The organism is Pseudomonas sp. ok272, from assembly GCF_900109995.1.
Classification (GTDB): Bacteria; Pseudomonadota; Gammaproteobacteria; order Pseudomonadales; family Pseudomonadaceae; genus Aquipseudomonas.
Map to the genome: position 1 here is coordinate 112,933 of NZ_FOCB01000009.1, position 19,752 is coordinate 132,684.

General features: G+C 50.1%; 15 protein-coding genes and 1 pseudogene. 8 read left to right on the forward strand and 8 right to left on the reverse strand.

The features are described 5' to 3' along the window. Positions 1-44 precede the first annotated feature (44 nt). The 3 genes from BMW74_RS14705 to BMW74_RS14720 all read left to right on the forward strand — a co-directional run bounded on the left by BMW74_RS14705 (position 45) and on the right by BMW74_RS14720 (position 3,904). Positions 45-968 carry a glycosyltransferase gene (locus tag BMW74_RS14705; protein WP_093421921.1) on the forward strand — a complete coding sequence of 308 codons (924 nt, stop codon included), beginning with the start codon at positions 45-47 and terminating at the stop codon, positions 966-968. Between the two features lie 479 nt (positions 969-1,447). Continuing rightward, positions 1,448-2,473 carry an MraY family glycosyltransferase gene (locus tag BMW74_RS14715; RefSeq protein ID WP_093421924.1) on the forward strand — a complete coding sequence of 342 codons (1,026 nt, stop codon included), beginning with the start codon at positions 1,448-1,450 and terminating at the stop codon, positions 2,471-2,473. Between the two features lie 267 nt (positions 2,474-2,740). Continuing rightward, positions 2,741-3,904 (forward strand): class I SAM-dependent methyltransferase, encoded by a 1,164-nt coding sequence (locus tag BMW74_RS14720; protein WP_093421928.1) that lies wholly within the window; start codon positions 2,741-2,743, stop codon positions 3,902-3,904. 78 nt (positions 3,905-3,982) lie between these two features. Here the strand turns inward: BMW74_RS14720 and BMW74_RS14725 are convergent, their stop codons facing one another. The 6 genes from BMW74_RS14725 to BMW74_RS14750 form a co-directional block, all read right to left on the reverse strand. Next, positions 3,983-5,047, reverse strand: a complete 1,065-nt coding sequence (locus BMW74_RS14725; protein ID WP_093421932.1) for a glycosyltransferase family protein — start codon at positions 5,045-5,047, stop codon at positions 3,983-3,985. Then, positions 5,044-8,739: a GT99 family glycosyltransferase N-terminal domain-containing protein gene (locus BMW74_RS14730; protein WP_093421937.1), complete on the reverse strand. Its 3,696-nt coding sequence runs from the start codon at positions 8,737-8,739 to the stop codon at positions 5,044-5,046. Before BMW74_RS14730 ends, BMW74_RS14725 begins: the two co-directional genes overlap by 4 nt. Continuing rightward, complete coding sequence (locus tag BMW74_RS14735) at positions 8,736-10,043, reverse strand: ABC transporter ATP-binding protein (RefSeq protein ID WP_093421942.1); 1,308 nt, start codon at positions 10,041-10,043, stop codon at positions 8,736-8,738. The genes BMW74_RS14730 and BMW74_RS14735 overlap by 4 nt, the downstream gene beginning before the upstream one ends. Next, on the reverse strand, positions 10,033-10,851 hold the full coding sequence (locus BMW74_RS14740; RefSeq protein WP_093421947.1) for an ABC transporter permease: 819 nt from the start codon (positions 10,849-10,851) through the stop codon (positions 10,033-10,035). Before BMW74_RS14740 ends, BMW74_RS14735 begins: the two co-directional genes overlap by 11 nt. 739 nt (positions 10,852-11,590) lie before the next feature. After that, positions 11,591-12,571: a glycosyltransferase family 2 protein gene (locus BMW74_RS14745; protein WP_256562576.1), complete on the reverse strand. Its 981-nt coding sequence runs from the start codon at positions 12,569-12,571 to the stop codon at positions 11,591-11,593. Positions 12,572-12,844: 273 nt separating this feature from the next. After that, positions 12,845-13,698, reverse strand: a protein-coding gene (locus BMW74_RS14750; protein WP_093421952.1) for an IS5 family transposase whose coding sequence is annotated in 2 segments (ribosomal slippage) — positions 12,845-13,354 and positions 13,357-13,698 — 852 coding nt in all. Because the reading frame shifts where the segments join, the coding sequence is not laid out codon by codon here. 89 nt (positions 13,699-13,787) lie between these two features. Between BMW74_RS14750 and BMW74_RS25720 the strand changes: the two are divergent. From BMW74_RS25720 to BMW74_RS14760, 3 genes and pseudogenes are all read left to right on the forward strand, one after another. Next, a pseudogene (locus BMW74_RS25720) lies at positions 13,788-13,901 on the forward strand (IS5/IS1182 family transposase); the annotation flags it as partial. A gap of 341 nt (positions 13,902-14,242) precedes the next feature. Further along, positions 14,243-16,237 (forward strand): polysaccharide biosynthesis protein, encoded by a 1,995-nt coding sequence (locus BMW74_RS14755; protein ID WP_093421957.1) that lies wholly within the window; start codon positions 14,243-14,245, stop codon positions 16,235-16,237. A 114-nt stretch (positions 16,238-16,351) separates the two neighbouring features. Next, complete coding sequence (locus tag BMW74_RS14760; protein ID WP_093421961.1) at positions 16,352-16,687, forward strand: ComEA family DNA-binding protein; 336 nt, start codon at positions 16,352-16,354, stop codon at positions 16,685-16,687. Between the two features lie 79 nt (positions 16,688-16,766). Here BMW74_RS14760 and BMW74_RS14765 read toward each other — a convergent pair whose 3' ends face one another. Both BMW74_RS14765 and BMW74_RS14770 read right to left on the reverse strand, forming a co-directional pair. Then, complete coding sequence (locus tag BMW74_RS14765) at positions 16,767-17,330, reverse strand: TetR/AcrR family transcriptional regulator (RefSeq protein ID WP_093421966.1); 564 nt, start codon at positions 17,328-17,330, stop codon at positions 16,767-16,769. A gap of 154 nt (positions 17,331-17,484) precedes the next feature. Beyond that, positions 17,485-17,652, reverse strand: coding sequence for a DUF2897 family protein (locus BMW74_RS14770; RefSeq protein WP_093421970.1), 168 nt, complete (start codon positions 17,650-17,652; stop codon positions 17,485-17,487). Between the two features lie 287 nt (positions 17,653-17,939). Between BMW74_RS14770 and kdpF the strand changes: the two genes are divergently transcribed. Together kdpF and kdpA are read left to right on the forward strand one after the other, a co-directional pair. After that, positions 17,940-18,029 carry a K(+)-transporting ATPase subunit F gene (gene kdpF / locus BMW74_RS14775; RefSeq protein WP_093421975.1) on the forward strand — a complete coding sequence of 30 codons (90 nt, stop codon included), beginning with the start codon at positions 17,940-17,942 and terminating at the stop codon, positions 18,027-18,029. A gap of 8 nt (positions 18,030-18,037) precedes the next feature. Next, positions 18,038-19,732, forward strand: coding sequence for a potassium-transporting ATPase subunit KdpA (kdpA, locus tag BMW74_RS14780; RefSeq protein ID WP_093421979.1), 1,695 nt, complete (start codon positions 18,038-18,040; stop codon positions 19,730-19,732). Positions 19,733-19,752 lie beyond the last annotated feature (20 nt).

Consider the following 19,752-nt stretch of genomic DNA (forward strand, 5'->3'; position numbering starts at 1 on the left):
ATCTCTTCGAATAGTAGCGTTTAACCAGCCTTGGGAGGAATGGCGTGCGAGTAAAACATCCCAAGGTTGTGGTTTTGCTGGCTGCGTATAATGGTATGCAGTGGATCGAGGAGCAGGTAGCCTCGATTCTCGACCAGTTAGCTGTCGAAGTAACCGTTTATATCAGTATCGATCCTTCCACTGACGGTACCGAAGCTTGGTGCGCGGCATATGCCGCTAAGCACCCCGAGGTTTTAATTTTGCCGACTTCTGGTAGTTTTGGCGGAGCCTCCCGCAACTTCTTCCGCCTCATTCGTGATATCGACTTTGAAAGCTATGATTTTGTCGCCTTTGCCGATCAGGATGATGTTTGGCATTCGAATAAACTCCAGCGTGCTACCCAAGCTATTCTAGCTCATCATGTAGAAGGCTACTCCAGCAATGTCACGGCGTTCTGGCCGGACGGCAGTACCCATGTGCTGAATAAGGCGCAACCTCAAGTTGCATGGGACTTCCTGTTCGAAGCGGCCGGCCCCGGCTGTACCTACGTGATGAGCAAGAAGCTGGCGGACTTGCTAAAGGGGTCATTGCTCGCTAATTGGCAGCAGTTGCAAGATGTCAGCCTGCATGACTGGTATTGCTATGCCTTCGCACGTAGCCATGGTTACCGCTGGTATATCGATCCTGTGCCGTCTATGGATTATCGGCAGCATGACCGTAACCAAATAGGTGCCAACAAAGGCTTGAGCCCGTTGATTGCTCGCTACAAAACCATTCACGACGGTTGGTGGTTCAGTCAGGTTCAGTTAATTGCGCTGTCGGTAGGGCAGGGGGGCGATCCTTTCGTGCAAACATGGCTGAAATTGCACCGAATTCAACTGATCCAACTTTCCTTCAGTGCGTGGCGTTGCCGGCGAAGAGTACGGGATAAAGTACTCTTCTTTTGTATTTGCTGGGCTACTGCATTGATAGGGAAGAAAAGCAAATGACCGTCTCTAAGGTATTGGTCACCGAGGCAAGTGGGTATATTGGAGAGGCGTTAGTCTTCGGGCAGTTGGTGGGCAAGGAGCTAAAACCGATCGCAGCGGTACGCGCGCTACCCGGTTACATGGGCTATATCCTGGGCTTTCGTCGGCCTCATCCGCACTCGATGATGTTCAGCTAGTCATTCCTGGTTGCCCGAGTGCATGCCTTGAACGTAACTGCGGTGGATGTATTGGCTGAATTTCGCAAGGTCAATGTGAAAGCTACGCTGAAACTGGTTCAGTGCGCAATGATAAGCGATACCTGGATGGCTATTGAGCCTGGTTGCCGCTACATTGAGCAAGCGAACCATAACTCAACATATCTGCGATTCACTTAAAGCCGATATCAATAAACAACGCGAATTGTTGGCGTGGACACTAGCCATTAACATGGACAAATCCGTGTATCAGACCGCGGGTTACTATCTGGGAAAGTAAACGAAATGACAGTTTGGTGGTTGCTAATGGCGGTGCTTGCCGTCTCTTGGGTATTGACGCATGGATTGCGCTATTACGCTTTGTCCAAGAGCCTGATGGACATACCCAATGAGCGGAGTTCACATATCGTTCCTACCCCTCGTGGGGGAGGAGTGGCCATTGTCATTTCTTTTCTTCTGGCGCTACCGGTCCTTGCTATGCTGGGGTTGCTGGAGCCAGTCCTTGTGTTCGGCGTGATGGGGGCTGGCTTGATAATTGCCACTGTTGGATTTGCTGATGACCACGGTCATATAGCTGCGAGATGGCGTCTTCTGGGGCATTTCATTGCTGCAAGTTGGGCTCTTTTTTGGTTGAGCGGACTCCCCCCTCTCCTGTTTTTCGGGGCCTTCGTCGACCTGGGGTGGTTCGGTAATACCCTGACTTTGATTTATCTGGTTTGGATGCTTAACCTCTATAACTTCATGGATGGTATTGATGGCTTGGCTAGCGCTGAAGCGATCAGCGTATGCGCAGCGATGTGCATAGTGTACTGGTTGAATGGGTATACCGGGCTTGTATGGCCGCCACTTTTTTTGGCCGTAGCGGTTTCTGGCTTTTTCTATTGGAACTTTCCACCTGCACGCATATTTATGGGGGATGCCGGAAGCGGATTTCTCGGCATTGTTTTAGGTATATTCGCTCTTCATGCCGCCACTATTGCAAGTGAATTGTTATGGAGTTGGTTGATATTACTTGGTGTGTTTATCGTGGACGCTACCTGGACGTTGATTCGGCGTTTGGTGCGTGGCGAGAAAGTGTATAACGCTCATCGATCCCACGCCTATCAATATGCATCTCGAAAGTTTAAAAGTCACGGGGTCGTAACTGCTGTGGTAGTAGGTGTTAACGTATTGTGGCTTTTTCCGATTGCGTATTGGGTCGGCTCAGGATCGCTGAGTGGTCCTTTGGGTTTGTGTTTGGCTTATACACCGATTATGTGGATGGTTTGTGTGTTCAAGGCGGGAGAGTCTGAGCTTGAACAGTGTATATAAGTGATAGTTTAAAGCCGGCGGCAGGTAATAATGGGCGAGTGGATAGCCCGTGTGGCAGGCTTGGAATGAATTTTTTCAGAGAGGTTTGTTAGAGGGAGCGCTAGAATGTTTCTTGCTATTGATGGCATTGAGCAGTTATGTTTCTGAACTACTGGAGAAGTATGCATGTCGGTAGGTTGTTTGTCGTCAGTGATGATCGCTGAGGTAGGCAGGCTATTTGGCATTAGCGATTGGTGAGATAAATAACTATAAAAATACGAGGTGTAGATGGACCGTCGTCAGAAAGTCACGCAATTTATTTTACCTGGAGCCAAAGGTATTGAAATTGGTCCGTGGTGTAATCCACTTACGCCGAAAAGCGCAGGTTATGATTGTACTGTTCTGGATGTCTTTGACACCTTGACGCTTAAGGCTCGAGCTAACGCCGACCCTTCAATTAGCAAAGAGCAGGAAGGTGATATCGAAGATGTCGACCTCGTAGGATCCTCCTCGCAGATCGCAGAGTTGGTAGAAGGTATTAATGCGCTCGGCGCATTTGATTATATCGTTTCTTCTCATAATCTTGAGCACGTCCCGGACCTTATAAAGTTCTTTCAAGGGTGTGAGAGAGTTTTGAAACCTGGTGGTGTGCTGAGTATGGCCATTCCAGACCGACGCGGTTGTTTTGATTTTTTTCGTCCCAATAGCTCGCTGGCTGATGTGTTGGATTCACACTTTACTAACAGAGTCCAACCCAGTGCAGCACAAATATTTGAACACAGTTCCCTTTATGCAAGGCAAGTGTTGGACGGTGTTTCCGTCAGCGGATTTCATACGGGGGTAAAGGCCACCAATATTGAGCCGTTTGAAACACTTGCTGAGACATTTGATATTTGGAAAGCACGAGTCTTATCCAAAGATACGGCATATATAGACGTCCACTGCTGGACGTTTACACCGTCGTCATTTGAGCTTATTTTTAAAGAGTTGAGCTTTCTTGGTTTGACTAAACTCGACCTCTTAAGTATCGAGGCAATGGGTGGTGAGTTTCATGTGCATTTTCGTAATAAAGCAGAGCAGGCTAAGTGGATAAATGAAGATTTTTATAAACAACGTCTTGCCTTGCTCCAAAAAATCAATAATGAAGCTTGTGTAACCTCTCCCTTGTTCCAACATTATGTTGCTGAGGTTGTGGTGTTGGAGCAATATCGAAAGGAGGAAAAAGTTGGGTCTCGAAGGGGGTTAGAGGGGCAGCACTCAAAATCAAAACGAGAAAAAGAACCGCTTGAACTGAAAGTGGAGAAAGTTAAGCATGAGTTGGAGGTAGTTAAGCAAGAACTTGCGGACAGTCGTATGGTGGTAGCAGCGCTTAAAAACTCCAGTAGCTGGAAGTTTACTGCACCGTTACGTTATACAATAGAGAAGCTGAGAGTCGTTCTGCGGATGCCCTGAGTTTGGCTGGCGGTGTTCGTTGGATAAGCAGTTGAACGGAGTAGCTGAAGAGGGCCTAAGGCCCTCTTTTTCGTAAGCTTAAGCGTTTTTAATGGCAAGTATTGCTTGAAGAAATAAAGTCGCGTTGAGTTGTAAAGTTCTATTATTTTTCGTGTGTTCATATGCAGCATCCGATAATTGGAGGCGCAAATTTTTTGAAGTGATCATTCTCTCTATCTGCGTAGTCCACTGGTCTATAGAGTTGTCACATAAAATCCCCGTGATGTTATTCTGCACAGTGTCTGCGTAGGCAGGAACATTAGAGTATATTCCAGGGATTCCGACTAAGGAGTAGTCAAGGAATTTAATATCAGATTTGGAGTCTGTGAATATAGATTTAAGCAGTGGTGCTATACCAAAGTCCCATTGTAAATTTTCAGACATCCAGTGGCAGAACTTTTCGTACGGAACACTATTTTCGGGGACACGCTTAATCGATACCGGAGTCTCTCCAAAAATATTTTGTATGGTGTATTCGTCACCAATTCCGACAATTTCGAACTCTACGTTGGGTTCGAATCTTATTAGCGCGTTTTTAATGGCTGCGGATACAAATATCAGGTCTTCCAAATGCGTGAATGTACCCATGTAGCCGAATTTTATTTTCTTATTGATTGTCGTTTTAGTATTTCGATAAAAAAGTGTTTCGTCCAAAGAGTTTTCAATTACATGAATATTGCTATTCAGCATTGAAAAAGTTTTTGCGAGGTTTTTAGTGGAGACTATTATGCCGTCGGCTTCTCTGGCTAACAATCGGATTATATTTTTTTGGTCCGGCGTAGGCCACTCGCGATCACCAATTCGAGAGTTGACATTTAATAAGTCATCGTCCGTTTCGTAAATTATTGTTATGTCGCGAGATTTTAAACTTCTGAGTTGTAGTAATAGCTCAATTGTATTGAACTGATGTACCCAGAGCCTTTCGATAATCACCACATCGATCGGGTGCTCAGGAATCTTGGTGCCATAGGTTAGTTCTATCTGTTCGCTGATCGATGGGTGTGACAATGGGCGTAACAACCGAATAACGCTGCAGCCGTGGGGTTCTGCGCCGTTTGAGCTTTCGTACAGCACGTGCACTCTGATAGGAGATAAAGGACTCATCTTTGTATCCCCGCGTGATCGTTAAAAAGACTGGTCATCAGTTTAAGCACCGCTTGCTCAGGGTAGTATTTTGTCATGTCCAAGGATTTCTTACCGATGTCAATACGCCGTTGAGTATCGCGAATGATCTCTAATGTTTTGATGAAGCACACTTCTTCATCACGGGTATCAACCAGAATACCTGTTTCGTCGTCAATGATGACCTCCGAGAGCCCTCCATTGATGGGGCCGACGTTGACAGCTCCGCTTGAAGAGGCCTCCATTGCAGTCAGCCCCATTGCCTGGAATGCCGAATAATCGAGGAATACGTCAGTCTCTCTGAGTAACTCAGAAACCTGCACGGCATTGAGTTCCCCGAGGCATTCATGCTGAAAGTCATTCGTTAAGCTCTGATAGGCCGGATCTGACTGTTCTGCTCCAAATGTTTTGATGGTGATGGCGTTCCCCAGTGTGGATTTCAAACGACGTAATACTCGCATCGTTAATTCTGGGGATCGACGCGGTGTAGCCGGGCGAACCATCGCGGTAATAGTCAGTGATTGACTATTGATACGGAAAACAGAGTCCGGATGGAACTTTTTATCGTCAAAATCTGCACCAATGACTTTGCAGTCCACTCCCAAATGTTGTTTCAGTATGTCGCGATTCCATTTGGTTTTAGTAACTAATTTCATTTGGTCGATCAATGTATAGCTATTCCAGGCGCGTATATACTCCGTCGAACCTTCAGTAAAGAAGTTTGGCTCGAAGTCCTGTATATAGTATGCAAATATCGCAGTGCTGTTTTGTTTGACTAGTGGCAGTATCCATTCTACGGTCAGGTACAAGGTGGCTATTACGGCATCAAAGTGCTGGGAGATATCTGGGAGTTCTTCGGGGTTGTATATGTAGTGAGTAGGTACTTTGTTGTCTGGGTGGTTGGCCTCGAAAATCTCTTTGTTGGAACGCAAGTTTACTATGTGCGCATCCACTCCATTAGCAATGAGTTTAGCTGCCTCCAAAAGAATGATGTTTCCGCCGCCACCTGCAGTTCTTGCTGGTAGCACAAACAGCAATCTTTTTCCTTGGAATGACTCGAGAGATTTGCGAGTCTCCATTTTTTCTTCTATTAAAGACGTGCGCTTCCTGATGTATTCGAGTGCTGGGTGGTTGGCGGTGATGTTGAGTTGCTGATCAATTATCGCTTGTCCGTGTTTGTTGGCGAGATTCACCCCCGCCGCTTTAGAAAGTTCCATTCGCCTTTCATGTGAATAACTCTTGGACTGTGCATGATAAACGTAGGCATCGTCCGCGATAGCGAGTTGCCAACCGGCTTTCGCCGCGCGCAAGCAAAAATCGTTTTCTTCACCATAGCCGCGACCGAACACTTCCTCATCGAAAATACCGATTTCGGCCATAAGACTGCGTTTTATTAAAAAGCAGAAGCCGTTGATGAAGCCGACTTTAGGATAGATGCGTAGAGATTCTCTGGCGATTTCGTCTGCGTACTCTTGGATCGTTAGTCCTTTGGGCAACGGGTTGTCGGTCCAATCACCTTTCGCGTCGAAAATCTCAGGTACCGATTGCCAGGATGCCGTATTGCTGAGTGGGCCGACTACGCCAATTTTTGAATCGCTATTGGCACAATCCAGCAGTCTTTCCAGCCAGTACGGTGTTACGATAGTGTCACTGTTGAGAAGAACTGAGTATTCGGCATCCGATAGCTTTAGGCCACAGTTGGCTGCTTTCGTATAGCCGCCTGCGATTTCATTCCTATGAATGACACAGCCCTGGTGTTTGGCATAGTCAGACAAGAACTCCTGAGTCTCTGCAGCGCTGCCGTCATCAACGATAATTAAGCGGAATGGTGGCAGGGTGTAGCAGTTGATGGATTCCAGGCAGTTTTTTACATCAGAAAGTGCATTGTGCACACAGACAATGATATCTACCGACGATGCATGGCGTTGAATCTCGCGTGACTCACTACGCGCTCTATGCTCCGGGATTTGTGTCCCTAAGGAACTACTTTCAAGTAGATGTTTCACGCGGGCACGTACGCCACTGAGCCCTTCTCTGCGGTAAATGGTGAAGGCTTTTTTGCCGAGTGTAACAGGAGAACCAAAGTGTAAGCGTGCTATCGAAAATGCTTTTTTGAGTTGCTGTATTCTATACAGTTGGTTTCGAATTGCGCGCAGTGGGCGAGTTATACTCCAGGATGTGCTCTTCAGCAGGCCATCGACATGAGCTTGGGAAATAAATAAAAGTCGTTCGACGGCCTTTAGGTTTTGTAGTGCATCCTGTAATTGTTTTTCGAGTTCTTCGTTCTCTTTTCTCATGGCAGATGACAATAGAACTGCGTGCTGTTCGGTCGACACAACCTTCCGTGTGAGCGTGTTGAGGTCTGCTGAATGCGACTGGATAGCTTGATTGAGGTTCTCGACGGTTTTATTTAGGTCGTCGACGGTCTTGTTGCGTTCGTCGATGGACTTATTAAGGTTTGTGATCTTCTGAGCGTAAACTTCGGCTTCTATCATGTCGTTGAGTGATTCTTTTTGTTCTAAAATGTTTTTGTCTGATGAGTAATGACTAAGATGGTATTTAACTATGTCTGATTCGTTTTTCGTGCGGATGCGGAATCTTATATAGTTAAAGTCAAATGCGAGCCCAGAAGGAACCAGGTAAGCAAATAAATAGAAAGTAAGACGGTCTGTCTGTTCCTTGGCAGATTCTGCTTCAATTATAAATTTGTAGGAGCACTCACCCAAGACCTCTACAGTCTTTGATTGTAGTAGGGCTTCCAGTCCAACACTCGAGTTGATCGTGAGAAGCTTTTTGCATTTCTCTATAAATTTTATGCTGTTTTCCGACTCGTCCACAGCAAAGTCACCTGGCTTGACTTGAAATAAACTGCCGGGGTGACTTCTAACTAATATTTCATTGATTGGAAAGTTTAGCTGCGCATACGAGAGTGTACTTCGATTGTCGAAGCCATTGCCAAACGCAATCAAGTTTGAGTCATCCTCCACTTGATGCACGATCCCTATTTTAAGGTTTTGGGCATCAACAACTTCCGCGAGCTTTACCGCCTTTTTCGTCAGGAAGTAGTCCAGAAGTTGGCGGGTGGAAATCCTCATGTTGATCGGCTTTTGGAGCGCCTCATAGCGGGATTGCGCCTCGGTATTGCCATTGACGCCGCTAAAGTCAACGTACATAGTCGATTGATAGTCAGGGTCTCGCAATGGGCCGAGTTCAAGATGTATGACAGGAACGCAAAACTTATTGGCAGCAGCCGACAGAGATGGGCAGTTACACCATGTAATAATAGCTTCGAGGTTCCCTTTATAAGGACTAAGAATGGTTTCGATTTCTGATGTTAATTCGGGAATTTGTTGTGTCAGAAGTTCTTTAAATGTCGCGTTTGGATTACCGTTGTGATTCGATAAAAACTCATTGAATAGATTGGGTGACAAAAAACACAGGTCATGCCTAGCGATATCTTCAGAGGTCGGGATTGTGTAGCCTAGCCTTTCTTGTGAGCTTTCCAGAAATTCCCAGCGCGCCGCTGATTGCTCGCTGGTGCGCTCGGGCAAGTATTCCTCACCAACAATGAACATGATCTTTTCATCATGAATTTTCAGAAAACGGTAAAAAACCCACAGGTAGGGTGCGGGAACACCCCTAAATGCATAAGGTGGAAGGAATACAGCAATCATTTTTCTACCCCTTGTAGAACCTTGATCGGAGCAAACACTACGCCTACTTGATTGCGAGCTGACCAGAATTTGATTTGTTCCATAGGGCGTCTTTGGTCGAGTTCCTCGCGTTCACCACGAGCATTACAGGACAAGCCACAGTGTACGAGATACTCTCCGGGACTGATCGGTAGCTTGACTAGGTATTCAAAAACTTGAGTACCAATTTTCAGATGAAGTGGTTGCGATGCGTTTAGGTTGTTGTCACCCCAGACGTCGCCTCCCTGTGCCTTGGAGAGTGAGATGCCTAATATCACATCATCTATGTCTTCTGATGATGTAACTTCCATTCTGAATGTTATTTCTTCTCCGCAACGAATAACCGGGCTTTCGTTGAAGTAACTACCATCTGATTTTATAATGTCGAGTTTTCGTATGATCGCGCGGGCGGTTCCGAATCGTTTTTCATTGAAGTCTTTATTCTGCTCGGACTGCTGCAGTTTTTTCAAGTCGGTATTGCTATGAATGTTGTCTTTCGAATTAGTTTTACTCTCTATTTCGATAGCTACCTGAGATTTTAGCATCCCTTTTTCATAGGCTAGCACCGCAGCCAGGACATCCTCAGTATCGATGATTATTTTCCCGCCATCGACAACGATGCAGCGATCTGCATACTCCAGAATGCTGCCGGTAGAGTGCGTGACCATGATAATGGTTACACCCTGTTTCTTAAGTTGCTCCATTCGTTTGAAGCATTTGTATTGGAAACCAATATCTCCAACTGAAAGTGCTTCGTCGACGATTAATATCTCAGGATCAACGCAAGCTTGTACGGAAAAGGCTAGCCTTACATACATCCCACTGGAATACGACTTTACGGGTTGATCGATAAAATCCCCAATATCCGCAAATTTTTCAATTTCTTCGAAGCGATTATCTATCTCGGTTTTTGACAGGCCAAGTACACTACCATTTAGATAAACATTTTCCCTGCCGGTAAAGTCCGGATTGAACCCTGCTCCCAACTCCAGCAGAGCAGCTATTCGCCCGTGTACGACTACATTGCCCGAAGATGCGGACAACGTTCCGCAGATAATCTGCAGCAGTGTGGACTTTCCGGCGCCGTTACGCCCAATGATTCCAATCGTTTCACCACGTTTTATATCGAATGACAAATCTTTTAGGGCCCAGAACTCTCTAAAGTACTTTTTTTCGGACGAACTGAAGCGGGGAAACAAGAACTGCTTTAGTCTGTCTCTAGGGGAATCATAAATCTGAAAGCATTTGCTCAAATTTTTTACGCTGACAACTGTTTCAGAGCACATCAGAGAACCCCTTGCGTGTTTTTTGGAACCAGGCGAAACCGAGCCACAAGATAACTAATGAGATGACCATTGAAACCCCAAACATTTTCCAGTTAGGTAGATTTCCGTAGATGAGGATAGATCTGGACTGTTCTATGGCTGAAGTTAATGGGTTGAGTAAGAAAAGACTCTGATACTCTTTTGGTAATGAAGAAAGCGGATAAAAAATTGGAGAGAGGAACATTAGTGCAGTTGTTAATATACCGATGATTTGTGACACGTCTCTTAGGTATACACCCATGGATGCCAAAAACCACGAAAAGCCCAATGTCATGAATATGAGTGGAAGTAGCGTGATGGGTAACAGAAGACTAGTGATGGGGGGTAAGCCCAGAATAGCGAAGTGGAACAGTAGCCACACGATAAGGCTGATAAAAAGATGGAATAGGGCCGCACCCATTGAGATAATTGGAAGTATCTCTAGCGGGAAAACGATTTTCTTTACATAGTTGGCGTTATGCAAAATTGTACTGGGCGCCCGAGTGAAGCATTCGGCAAACATGTTGAAGATGATAAGCCCGGAGAACAAAATTAGTGCAAATTCACCTTTGGAGCTTTCGACATTATTCCAGCGTGCTTTGAAAACGACGCTAAAAACAAAGGTGTAGACGGTCAGCATCAGTATCGGGTTAAAGAAGGACCAAAATGTACCAAGAAAAGACCCTTTGTACTTTCCGGCGACCTCGCGTTTGATTAACTCGAAAATCAACCCCGAATATTTCCATATGCTTTTCGGTATTTCCACAGGGTTAGAGCTATACGATCGCATTAATTAGATGCCTCCGATGTTGCAAGATTTTTCCAGTCTGTTTTTATACAGGATCAGGGTGGAAGAAAATGGCACCTTTAGGGAGCAAAGGTGTTTCATTCAGAATTTGGCAGCGGTCTTTTATGGTAAAGGAGCTTCGTTGAGAGTGCGGGTGAGGGCCTTTCGCCGAGCAGGGGGAAAGACGCACTTGTAAAGCTATCAGGATTTTTAAGGCGCGCCCGGTGTAGACACAAAGGCAAAGGGTATCGTTCCAAGACGCTGGTTTTTCTGATGCTTGGCAGTGAAAAAGTGAGGGGACCGCTCTCACACAAAGCTGTTTATTACCTGACTGTGCAGCGGGAGTCACGCCAACTCGTCTCATCTCGTTCCCTCGGTCTCTCTTGCGTTGATTTGGTCGGATGTCGCAGCGTCCTTTCACATGACACTAGCGGCAGAGTGAGCGATGGCTAGGTTAGGTTTCTTTCCCAAGGGCAAAATGCCTCCAGAGCGCATCGCTAGTTTGGCTGATCGTTTTGCTGTGGATGCCTTCAGTTCAGACATGCCGGTCCATCATTATCGACCACCACCCGAACTCATCTGTTTCACTCAAAGGCTGATGGCAATTTGATGATCAGCCCTCGCCGCTGGCGGGCGGAACCTTACCATATGTGGAGTGTAGGGGCATCTACGTCTAAGGTTGCTGGTCAGTCAGAGTTTCTCCGATGGCCGTTGTCCAAACTGCAGTCTTCAGGAGTATCTGTCAGATACAGTTCAGGCATACAGCGGCAAAAAGGCTGACGTTACCCTGAGCAGTCTGACGGTAAACCCCCGCTTTCTTCATCAAGCGTATTCTTTGAAAAAAAGAGCTTTTACGAGCAGTCTTGAATCTGTCGAGTGTTAATTGGCTATTTTGAGTCAGTTTTTGTTGGAAACTCTCGAGAACTAGCAAGTTTTGATTGCTCCACTCACTGAATCGGCCTGACCACATTTTGCTGATTCGTACCAGTTTGTCGTTAAAACCTGCATTGGCACCTATCAGATTGCCACTATGCTGACGATAATCGAGAGTGGGCAATGGGTCGTAGATAACCTTACCCCCGCAGCCGGTGATGAGAAGGTAAGTCAGCCAATCGTGGGCCACGATTACCGCATCTTCCGGCGTTAGCGCTAGTAAGGCTCGAGCCTGGGTGTTGATCAGCATAGTGTTGGCCCCAGCGATGCTTTGAACCAAGGCGTTGCAAAAGTGAGGTGGTGCTGAAAATAAGGGGGAAAAGCCCAAAACACGTTTGTCAGCCGATATCAGACGTGTTCTGGAGCAATAGAACGCAGGTGTCCCGGAGGCAAAATGCAGTTGGGTGATACTTCGCTCCAGCTTGTCTTCGAACCAGATATCGTCCTGATCGCTGAATGCGAAGTAGTCTGCCGTGATGGACTCGTTTTTGATAAGTGAGAGAAAGTTTTTGGCGAAGCCTTGGCGAGGGCCATTAAAAATGACTAGACGACTCTCTCCTAACGATTGTTGAGCTGATGTAAGGAGGCCTAAAGTATCGTCATCAGACCCATCATCGGATGCGTAGATAACCCAATTTTTATGTGTCTGTCTGATGATTGATTGCAGTTGTTCGTCTAGAAACTCGGCGCCATTGTAAGTGCAAAGTAATATCGCGACCTTTACGTTGGCAAGCTCCATAGCGTCTTTGTTACGAAGTGTGCCTAACGTGTGATGTGACTGCGTGTTCATTCTCAATCTCAAATATTACCGAGTCGGAATACCCAGTAAGGGAACGAAGTGTGTAATTTCCTAGTCTCGACGGAAAACGCAATCAAATCAGAGCTGTTTTCTGAGTTGCCAAGGCTATCCGTATTGTCTACCTGTCCGTGGAGTCGTAAAAGTCGTATTTTAAAGAGGATGGGTCGAAATGTCTGTCCAGGTACGATGCTGGCACCCGTTCGCGTGTCGGTTCGGGCACTGTTGCTGTCTATTGGTCAATCCCCGATTACACAGGGAGGCAACCTAGGCACTGTACGAAAAGTAATGTCGCAAACACCGCATAGCACAAGCTAACGAGACCATCGCTGCACAACTTTTCGCGAGCTTGTCGAAGCGTGTGACGATGCGGCGGTTTTCTTTCAGCCAGCCGAACATGCGCTCGATGATGTTGCGCTGCCGGTATTTTGGCCGATCAAACAAGCGAGGCAAACCGGGCTTGGGTTTGCGTTTCATGGATCGCAGAGGGATTACCGGCTGCATCCGGTAACGGTCACAGTAGCGACGCAGAGCCTCAGCATCGTAGCCTTTGTCGGCCAAAAGCCAGCGACATCGTTTGCGAGGACGACCGCGCAAACTGGGGATATAGGCTTCATCGAGCAGTGGCTGGGCATACGAGATATCACTGGCTTGTCCGCCCGAAAGTAGAAAACGCAGCGGTATACCGTTGGCGTCGCAAAGCATATGAATCTTGGTCGTCAGGCCTCCGCGACTGCGGCCTAACGCATGGTCTGCAGGTTCATCAGGCCCCCTTTTTTCCCGGCGCCTGATGAAGCTCGGGGTGCGCGTACAGCTGTGGAATCGATCATCCATGTTTCCAGGTCGATCAATCCTTGCTCGTTCAGCTTAATGTGCAGCCGCCTGAGCATCAGGTCGAACGTTCCTTGGTTACGCCAATCCCGAAACCGTTGGTAGACCGTTGACCACGGCCCGAAGCGCTCGGGCATGTCGCGCCATGCGGCGCCTGAGCAAAGCACCCAGAGCACGCCATTGAGCATCAAACGATCATCGGCTCTCGGCCGACCATTGCGCCGGGGTTGTTCAAAGAGGTCAGCAACCAGCTCCCAGGCTGCATCGGGAATTTCGTACCGTTTCACCATCGTGGCCTCCTGCCTTCGATGGGCGCGAACTCTACCGAATATCGGTATTCAAGTGCGGTGACGGCGGTTTCAAAGGATTTCGTACAGAACCTAGTTCGACCAGGAACAAAGATGGCAAACGCGACCCTGAAATGCATCAAGCCAAGAAAGGTAACCAGTATCATTTCGGCGCCAAAGCTCTCATCTGCGCCAAGAACAAGTCGATTTGGTTGACGGCTGAAGGGCTGGAGCGAGGTCAGCAGATAGCCGACCCGTTATTTGGGGTAAGACCCTAAGTGGAGCACGTATCCGAGTCGGATACCTGATTTCATACCACGGCCATAGGATAAGTGGGGTTTGTGGATCGCATACATAGATTCTAGCCATACCTGTTTGCTCGTCTGCAGGGGCGTGGTGACTATGCGAGAAAAGCCATGGCTCCTCTTCTAGACCAGGGTCGGGGTACGAGGGTATAAACACCCATATCAAAAAATCAGGTTCGCGTTCTCCTTGCAGTACAATTACCGCAGATTCAAGATGGATCAAACCAATCCGGTTGAGGTGTATGGATAAAACTCGTGTTTTCTTGCTAGGGTTGCCTCGCAGACAAAAAAGGCTGATTCAGGTTCTGACTGATGTCCTTCTGGTTTGGATCTCCCTCTGGCTAGCCTTCATCGTCCGCCTCGGCATCGACGATATGTACAACCCTGTCAGGATCCATTTCTGGCTGTTCATCTGCGCCCCGATCATCGCCATTCCTCTCTTCATCCGCTTCGGCATGTACCGGGCCGTCATGCGTTACTTCGGCAATGACGCGCTCATCGCCATCGTCAAGGCGGTGAGTCTTTCGTCGTTGCTGCTGGCAGTGGTGGTCTACTGGTACAGCAATCATCAAGCTGTCGTGCCGCGCTCCATCATCTTCAACTACTGGTGGCTAAGCCTGGTCATCATTGGCGGCCTGCGCCTGTGCATGCGCCAGTACTTCCTCGGTGACTGGTTCAATGCTGCGCAGCATGTGCCGTTCACCAACCGCGACGATGGCTTGACCAAGGTTGCGATTTACGGGGCGGGTGTCGCGGGTAATCAGCTTGTCGCCGCGCTGCGCATGGGGCGGGTGATGCGCCCTGTGGCTTTTATCGATGACGACGCAAGCATTGCGGAACGCTCGATCGCAGGTTTACAGGTCTACCAGCCCCAGCATATTCAACAAATGATCGATGTCACCGGTGCGCAGGAGATTCTGCTGGCGCTGCCATCGTCCACTCGGGCACGGCGTAGGGAGATTCTCAATCTGCTGGAGGCGTTTCCTCTTCACGTGCGCAGTGTGCCTAATTTCACTGATCTGGCCAGTGGGCGGGTCAAGGTCGAGGATATCCAGGAAGTGGATATCGCGGACTTGCTGGGAAGGGATTCGGTTCCGGCACAGCCTGATCTGTTGGCCCGCTGTATCAAGGGTAAGACCGTGATGGTGACTGGCGCCGGTGGCTCAATTGGCGCGGAGCTGTGTCGGCAGATTTTCTCCATCGGGCCGGCCACGCTTCTGCTGTTCGAGCACAGTGAGTTCAACCTCTACAGCATTTTGTCCGAGCTTGAAAAGCGCGGTACGCGTGAGTCTTCGCCTGTTCGGTTGCTGCCTATCCTGGGATCGATTCGCCATCCCCACAAGCTGTTGGATGTGATGAAAACCTGGAGTGTGGATACGGTCTATCACGCCGCAGCGTACAAACATGTCCCGATGGTCGAGCACAACATCGCTGAAGGCGTGTTGAACAATGTGATGGGAACGCTCAACACGGCACAGGCTGCGTTGCAGGCGGGTGTGGCTAACTTTGTGCTGATCTCTACCGATAAAGCGGTGCGACCGACCAACGTGATGGGCAGCACCAAGCGTTTGGCGGAGTTGACGTTGCAGGCGTTGAGTCGGGAGATGGCCCCCGTTCTGTTTGGTGAGAAGGGAAATGTATCGCGCGTCAACAAGACTCGATTCACCATGGTGCGCTTTGGCAATGTGCTGGGCTCGTCGGGTTCGGTGATCCCGCTGTTCCATGGCCAAATCAAGTCAGGCGGACCGCTCACCGTCACTCATCCGAAGATCACGCGTTACTTCATGACCATCCCGGAAGCGGCCCAATTGGTCATCCAGGCCGGTTCAATGGGGCAGGGCGGTGATGTGTTCGTGCTGGACATGGGCGAACCGGTGAGGATTGCCGAGCTGGCGGAAAAGATGATTCATCTGTCCGGCCTGAGCGTACGCTCGGAAAAGAATCCCAATGGTGAAATTGCGATTGAATTTACGGGGCTGCGTCCGGGCGAAAAGCTGTATGAGGAGTTGCTGATCGGTGACAACGTTGCGGCCACCCAGCATCCTATGATCATGACGGCAAACGAAGACCATCTGGCGTGGGAGGTGCTCAAGGAGAAGTTGAGCGAGCTTCTTAGCGCTGTCGAGCGCGATGACTACCCCCGCGTGCGCCAACTTTTGCGCGAAACGGTCAGCGGGTATACCCCCGATAGTGAAATCGTCGACTGGATCTACCAGCAGCGTCGTCTCGAGCCCTGACTGTTACATACCCTGTAACGGACACATTTTTGACAGAATCACCCCATGACCTAGGTTTGGAAGGCAACTTCGGAAAAGTTGCTTCTCCCAAATCAATGTCATGGAGTGTCATTTATGCGTACAGGCTACTTCTATTCTCTGGTTTTTGCTCTGATGACCAGCGCTTCAATTGCCGCTTTTGCAGAGCCGGCGGCCAAGCTTGAAACGAGTGCAATGCCACTGGCGGTGCAGGCGTCGGCGCCGGTTGAATCTGCCAGGATCAATTTGAACGGAGCGGACTCTGTCACGTTGCAGCGCGGACTCTCTGGAGTTGGAGAGGCTAAAGCCAAGGCGATTGTTGCGTACCGTGATAGTAATGGGCCATTTTCGTCGGTAGATGAGTTGCTGGAGGTCAAAGGCATCGGCAAGGCGATTCTGGACAAGAACCGCGACAAACTCGAAGTGAACTGAGGATGTAGAAGCATAGGCGCCAGAGGCCGGTCATTGACCGGCCTTTTTGTTGGTGCGCCAGGCGCGTCGCGGCTTCGCGCTACTCGTCCTGACCCCGGCGTTTCAGGTGTTCACGTGTGACATCGAGAATCCGCTGAGCTAGCTCTGCGTTCTCGACACTGCGCGACAGCAGCAGCGCGCCGACCAGGGTCGACATGATGACGATACTTTCATCAGCGGCGTTTTCGTTGTTGAGCGATTGTTTTATCTGTTCGAGCCGGGCATTGAGCACCGCATCGGTCGTCGAGCTGGCTTGGCCACGCAATCCCATTTCCGAGGACATGGTCGGTAGCGGGCAGCCTTCATGGGGCGAGGTCTTGTGCCACTCTGACAGATAGCTGTCGATGAATGCATCCAGGGGGCGCGCTTGCGCGAACAGCTGCGCGCAAAGGCCGTCCAGCTCGCTGCCAGCCGCTTGCAGGGCCTTTTCTACTAGTTCGTCCTTGGACTTGAAGTGCGAGTAAAAGCCGCCATGGGTCAGGCCGAGCGCATTCATCAGGGGCTGTAGGCCGGTGGCGCCGATGCCGTCGCGACGAAAGCGCGCTGAGGCTTCGTTGATGATGCGCTGATGGGTCTGGGCTTTGTGGTCCTGTGAGTAGCGCATCTGAAGATCTCCACGACGATGCGCCATATTAACCACGGATCATGGAATGGTGACTGTACTTCTACTTCTAAAAAGCATGCAGATGCGTCCAACTTAGCTGTACTTCACGGAAACAGCTGGCACGTGCAGTGAAAACTCATGGATTAATGGACGATCAACGATCCTTTGCGTCCTTGGCATCCATTTCCGCGTTGCGTTCGGCCACGCGCCTGCGCTGTTCGTCGGTCAACTCGACCTTGTTCGCGGTATCGCGCAGCATCATCAGTCCACCGACAATCGATCCGATGGCTACGATCAGAATCATCCAGGCATACCAAGGCATAGGGCTCTCCTCAAGTGCAGGGGCGCGTGCGAAGGATTTCGCGCGAGCGCCGTGCTTATCCACGTATGAGTCGTTGCCTTTCTCATGGGTTTCATTCTAGGCCTGTTCTGCTGCAATCACCTCACCCAAGCGCTCATCTGCCTCGATACGCAGGCCCGTAACCCCGACGTAAAGCCACTCTTTACGCTTTCTTTATGCCGCGAGCGCCCTCTGGGTCTCGTTCCTTTACAGCCTGGCTGCGGACAATGGCTCCACACGCGGCAGTCGCCGTACGACGGAGAAATTCCATGAGCGTTCTGGACGGGGTGTCCCTGCTATTGGCGGTGGGACTGTTCATTTATCTATTGGTCGCGCTATTGCGCGCGGATCAGAACTAGGAGCGGCTATGCACAGTTATGACTATTGGCTGATCATCGCCTTCTTTGCCGTGGTGCTGATTCCGGCACCGTTCCTGGGCAAGTTCTACTACAAGGTGATGGAGGGCCAGCGCACCTGGCTAACACCGATCCTCGGGCCAGTGGAGCGCGGCTGTTATCGCGTGGCTGGGGTCGACCCGCAGAGTGAACAGACGTGGCAGAAGTACACCTTGGCCTTGCTTGCGTTCAACTTCGCGGGCTTTTTGCTGTTGTTCAGCATCCTGCTGTTCCAGAACTACTTGCCCCTCAACCCGCAGAATCTGCCGGGCCAGGAGTGGACGCAGGCGTTCAACACCGCCGTCAGCTTCATGACCAATACCAACTGGCAGTCCTACAGCGGTGAAGCGACCCTGAGCTACTTGAGCCAGATGGTCGGCCTGACCGTGCAGAACTTCGTCAGCGCCGCCACCGGCCTGGCTGTGCTGGTTGCCTTGTGCCGGGGCATTGGCCGTAAGTCGACCAAGACCCTGGGCAATTTCTGGGTCGACATGACCCGCGCCACCCTCTACGGCTTGTTGCCGCTGTGCCTACTGCTGGCACTGTTTCTGGTGTGGCAGGGCGTGCCACAAACCTTCGCGCAGTATGTCAGCGCGCTGACCCTGCAGGGCGTTGACCAGGTCATCCCACTGGGCCCGGCCGCCAGCCAGATTGCGATCAAGCAGTTGGGCACCAACGGAGGTGGTTTCTTCGGCGTCAACTCGGCGCACCCGTTCGAGAACCCGACCGCCTGGAGCAACCTGTTCGAAGTCACTTCGATCATCCTGATCCCGGTCGCCCTGGTGTTCACCTTCGGTCACTACGTCAAGGACCTGCGCCAGAGCCGGGCAATCATCGCCTGCATGCTTGCGTTGTTCTTGATTGGTGGTGCGCTATCGCTGTGGGCGGAGTACCAGCCGAACCCCACCCTGAACAACGTTGCTGTTGAACAGACGGCCCCGCTGGAAGGCAAGGAATCGCGCTTTGGCACTACCGCCACCGTACTCTGGTCGGTGACCACCACGGCGGCGTCCAACGGTTCGGTCAATGGCATGCATGACAGCCTCAACCCGCTCAGTGGCATGGTGGCGTTGATCAACATGATGGTCGGCGAGGTGATCTTCGGCGGTGTCGGTGCCGGTCTCTACGGGATGCTGCTCAACGTATTGATCGCCGTATTCCTCGCGGGCCTGATGATCGGTCGCACGCCGGAATACCTGGGCAAGAAGTTGCAGGCCAAGGAAGTCCAATTGTTGGTCGTCACCTTGCTGGTGATGCCGGTCGGCGTGCTGGTACTGGGCGCGCTTGCGACCAGCCTGCCAGGCCCCGCCGCCACGATCACGAACCCCGGGCCTCATGGTTTCAGTCAGTTGCTGTATGCCTACACCTCAGCCAGCGCCAACAACGGCTCGGCCTTTGCCGGCCTGGGCGCGAACACACCTTTCCACAACCTGATGCTGGGCTTGGGCATGTTGATTGGCCGCTTCGGTTACATCCTCCCGGTACTGGCCCTGGCCGGCAGCCTGGCGATGAAGAAGAGCGCGCCAACTGGCCAGAATAGTTTCCCGACCCATGGCCCGCTGTTCGTCACCCTGCTGACCGTGACCATCTTGCTGGTGGGCGGCCTGACCTTCCTGCCGTCCCTGGCGCTGGGGCCTATTGCCGAACACTTGAGCCTGGGCTTCTGAGCCTCGTTTTAGGAGCTGGA

Excerpts from the sequence above, each read along its gene's own strand:
- BMW74_RS14715 (WP_093421924.1), top strand. The coding sequence starts at position 1,448 with ATGACAGTTTGGTGGTTGCTAATGGCGGTGCTTGCCGTCTCTTGGGTA.
- BMW74_RS14720 (WP_093421928.1), top strand. The coding sequence starts at position 2,741 with ATGGACCGTCGTCAGAAAGTCACGCAATTTATTTTACCTGGAGCCAAA.
- BMW74_RS14725 (WP_093421932.1), bottom strand. The coding sequence starts at position 5,047 with ATGAGTCCTTTATCTCCTATCAGAGTGCACGTGCTGTACGAAAGCTCA.
- BMW74_RS14730 (WP_093421937.1), bottom strand. The coding sequence starts at position 8,739 with ATGATTGCTGTATTCCTTCCACCTTATGCATTTAGGGGTGTTCCCGCA.
- BMW74_RS14735 (WP_093421942.1), bottom strand. The coding sequence starts at position 10,043 with ATGTGCTCTGAAACAGTTGTCAGCGTAAAAAATTTGAGCAAATGCTTT.
- BMW74_RS14740 (WP_093421947.1), bottom strand. The coding sequence starts at position 10,851 with ATGCGATCGTATAGCTCTAACCCTGTGGAAATACCGAAAAGCATATGG.
- BMW74_RS14745 (WP_256562576.1), bottom strand. The coding sequence starts at position 12,571 with ATGAACACGCAGTCACATCACACGTTAGGCACACTTCGTAACAAAGAC.
- BMW74_RS14755 (WP_093421957.1), top strand. The coding sequence starts at position 14,243 with ATGGATAAAACTCGTGTTTTCTTGCTAGGGTTGCCTCGCAGACAAAAA.
- BMW74_RS14760 (WP_093421961.1), top strand. The coding sequence starts at position 16,352 with ATGCGTACAGGCTACTTCTATTCTCTGGTTTTTGCTCTGATGACCAGC.
- BMW74_RS14765 (WP_093421966.1), bottom strand. The coding sequence starts at position 17,330 with ATGCGCTACTCACAGGACCACAAAGCCCAGACCCATCAGCGCATCATC.
- BMW74_RS14770 (WP_093421970.1), bottom strand. The coding sequence starts at position 17,652 with ATGCCTTGGTATGCCTGGATGATTCTGATCGTAGCCATCGGATCGATT.
- kdpF (WP_093421975.1), top strand. The coding sequence starts at position 17,940 with ATGAGCGTTCTGGACGGGGTGTCCCTGCTATTGGCGGTGGGACTGTTC.
- kdpA (WP_093421979.1), top strand. The coding sequence starts at position 18,038 with ATGCACAGTTATGACTATTGGCTGATCATCGCCTTCTTTGCCGTGGTG.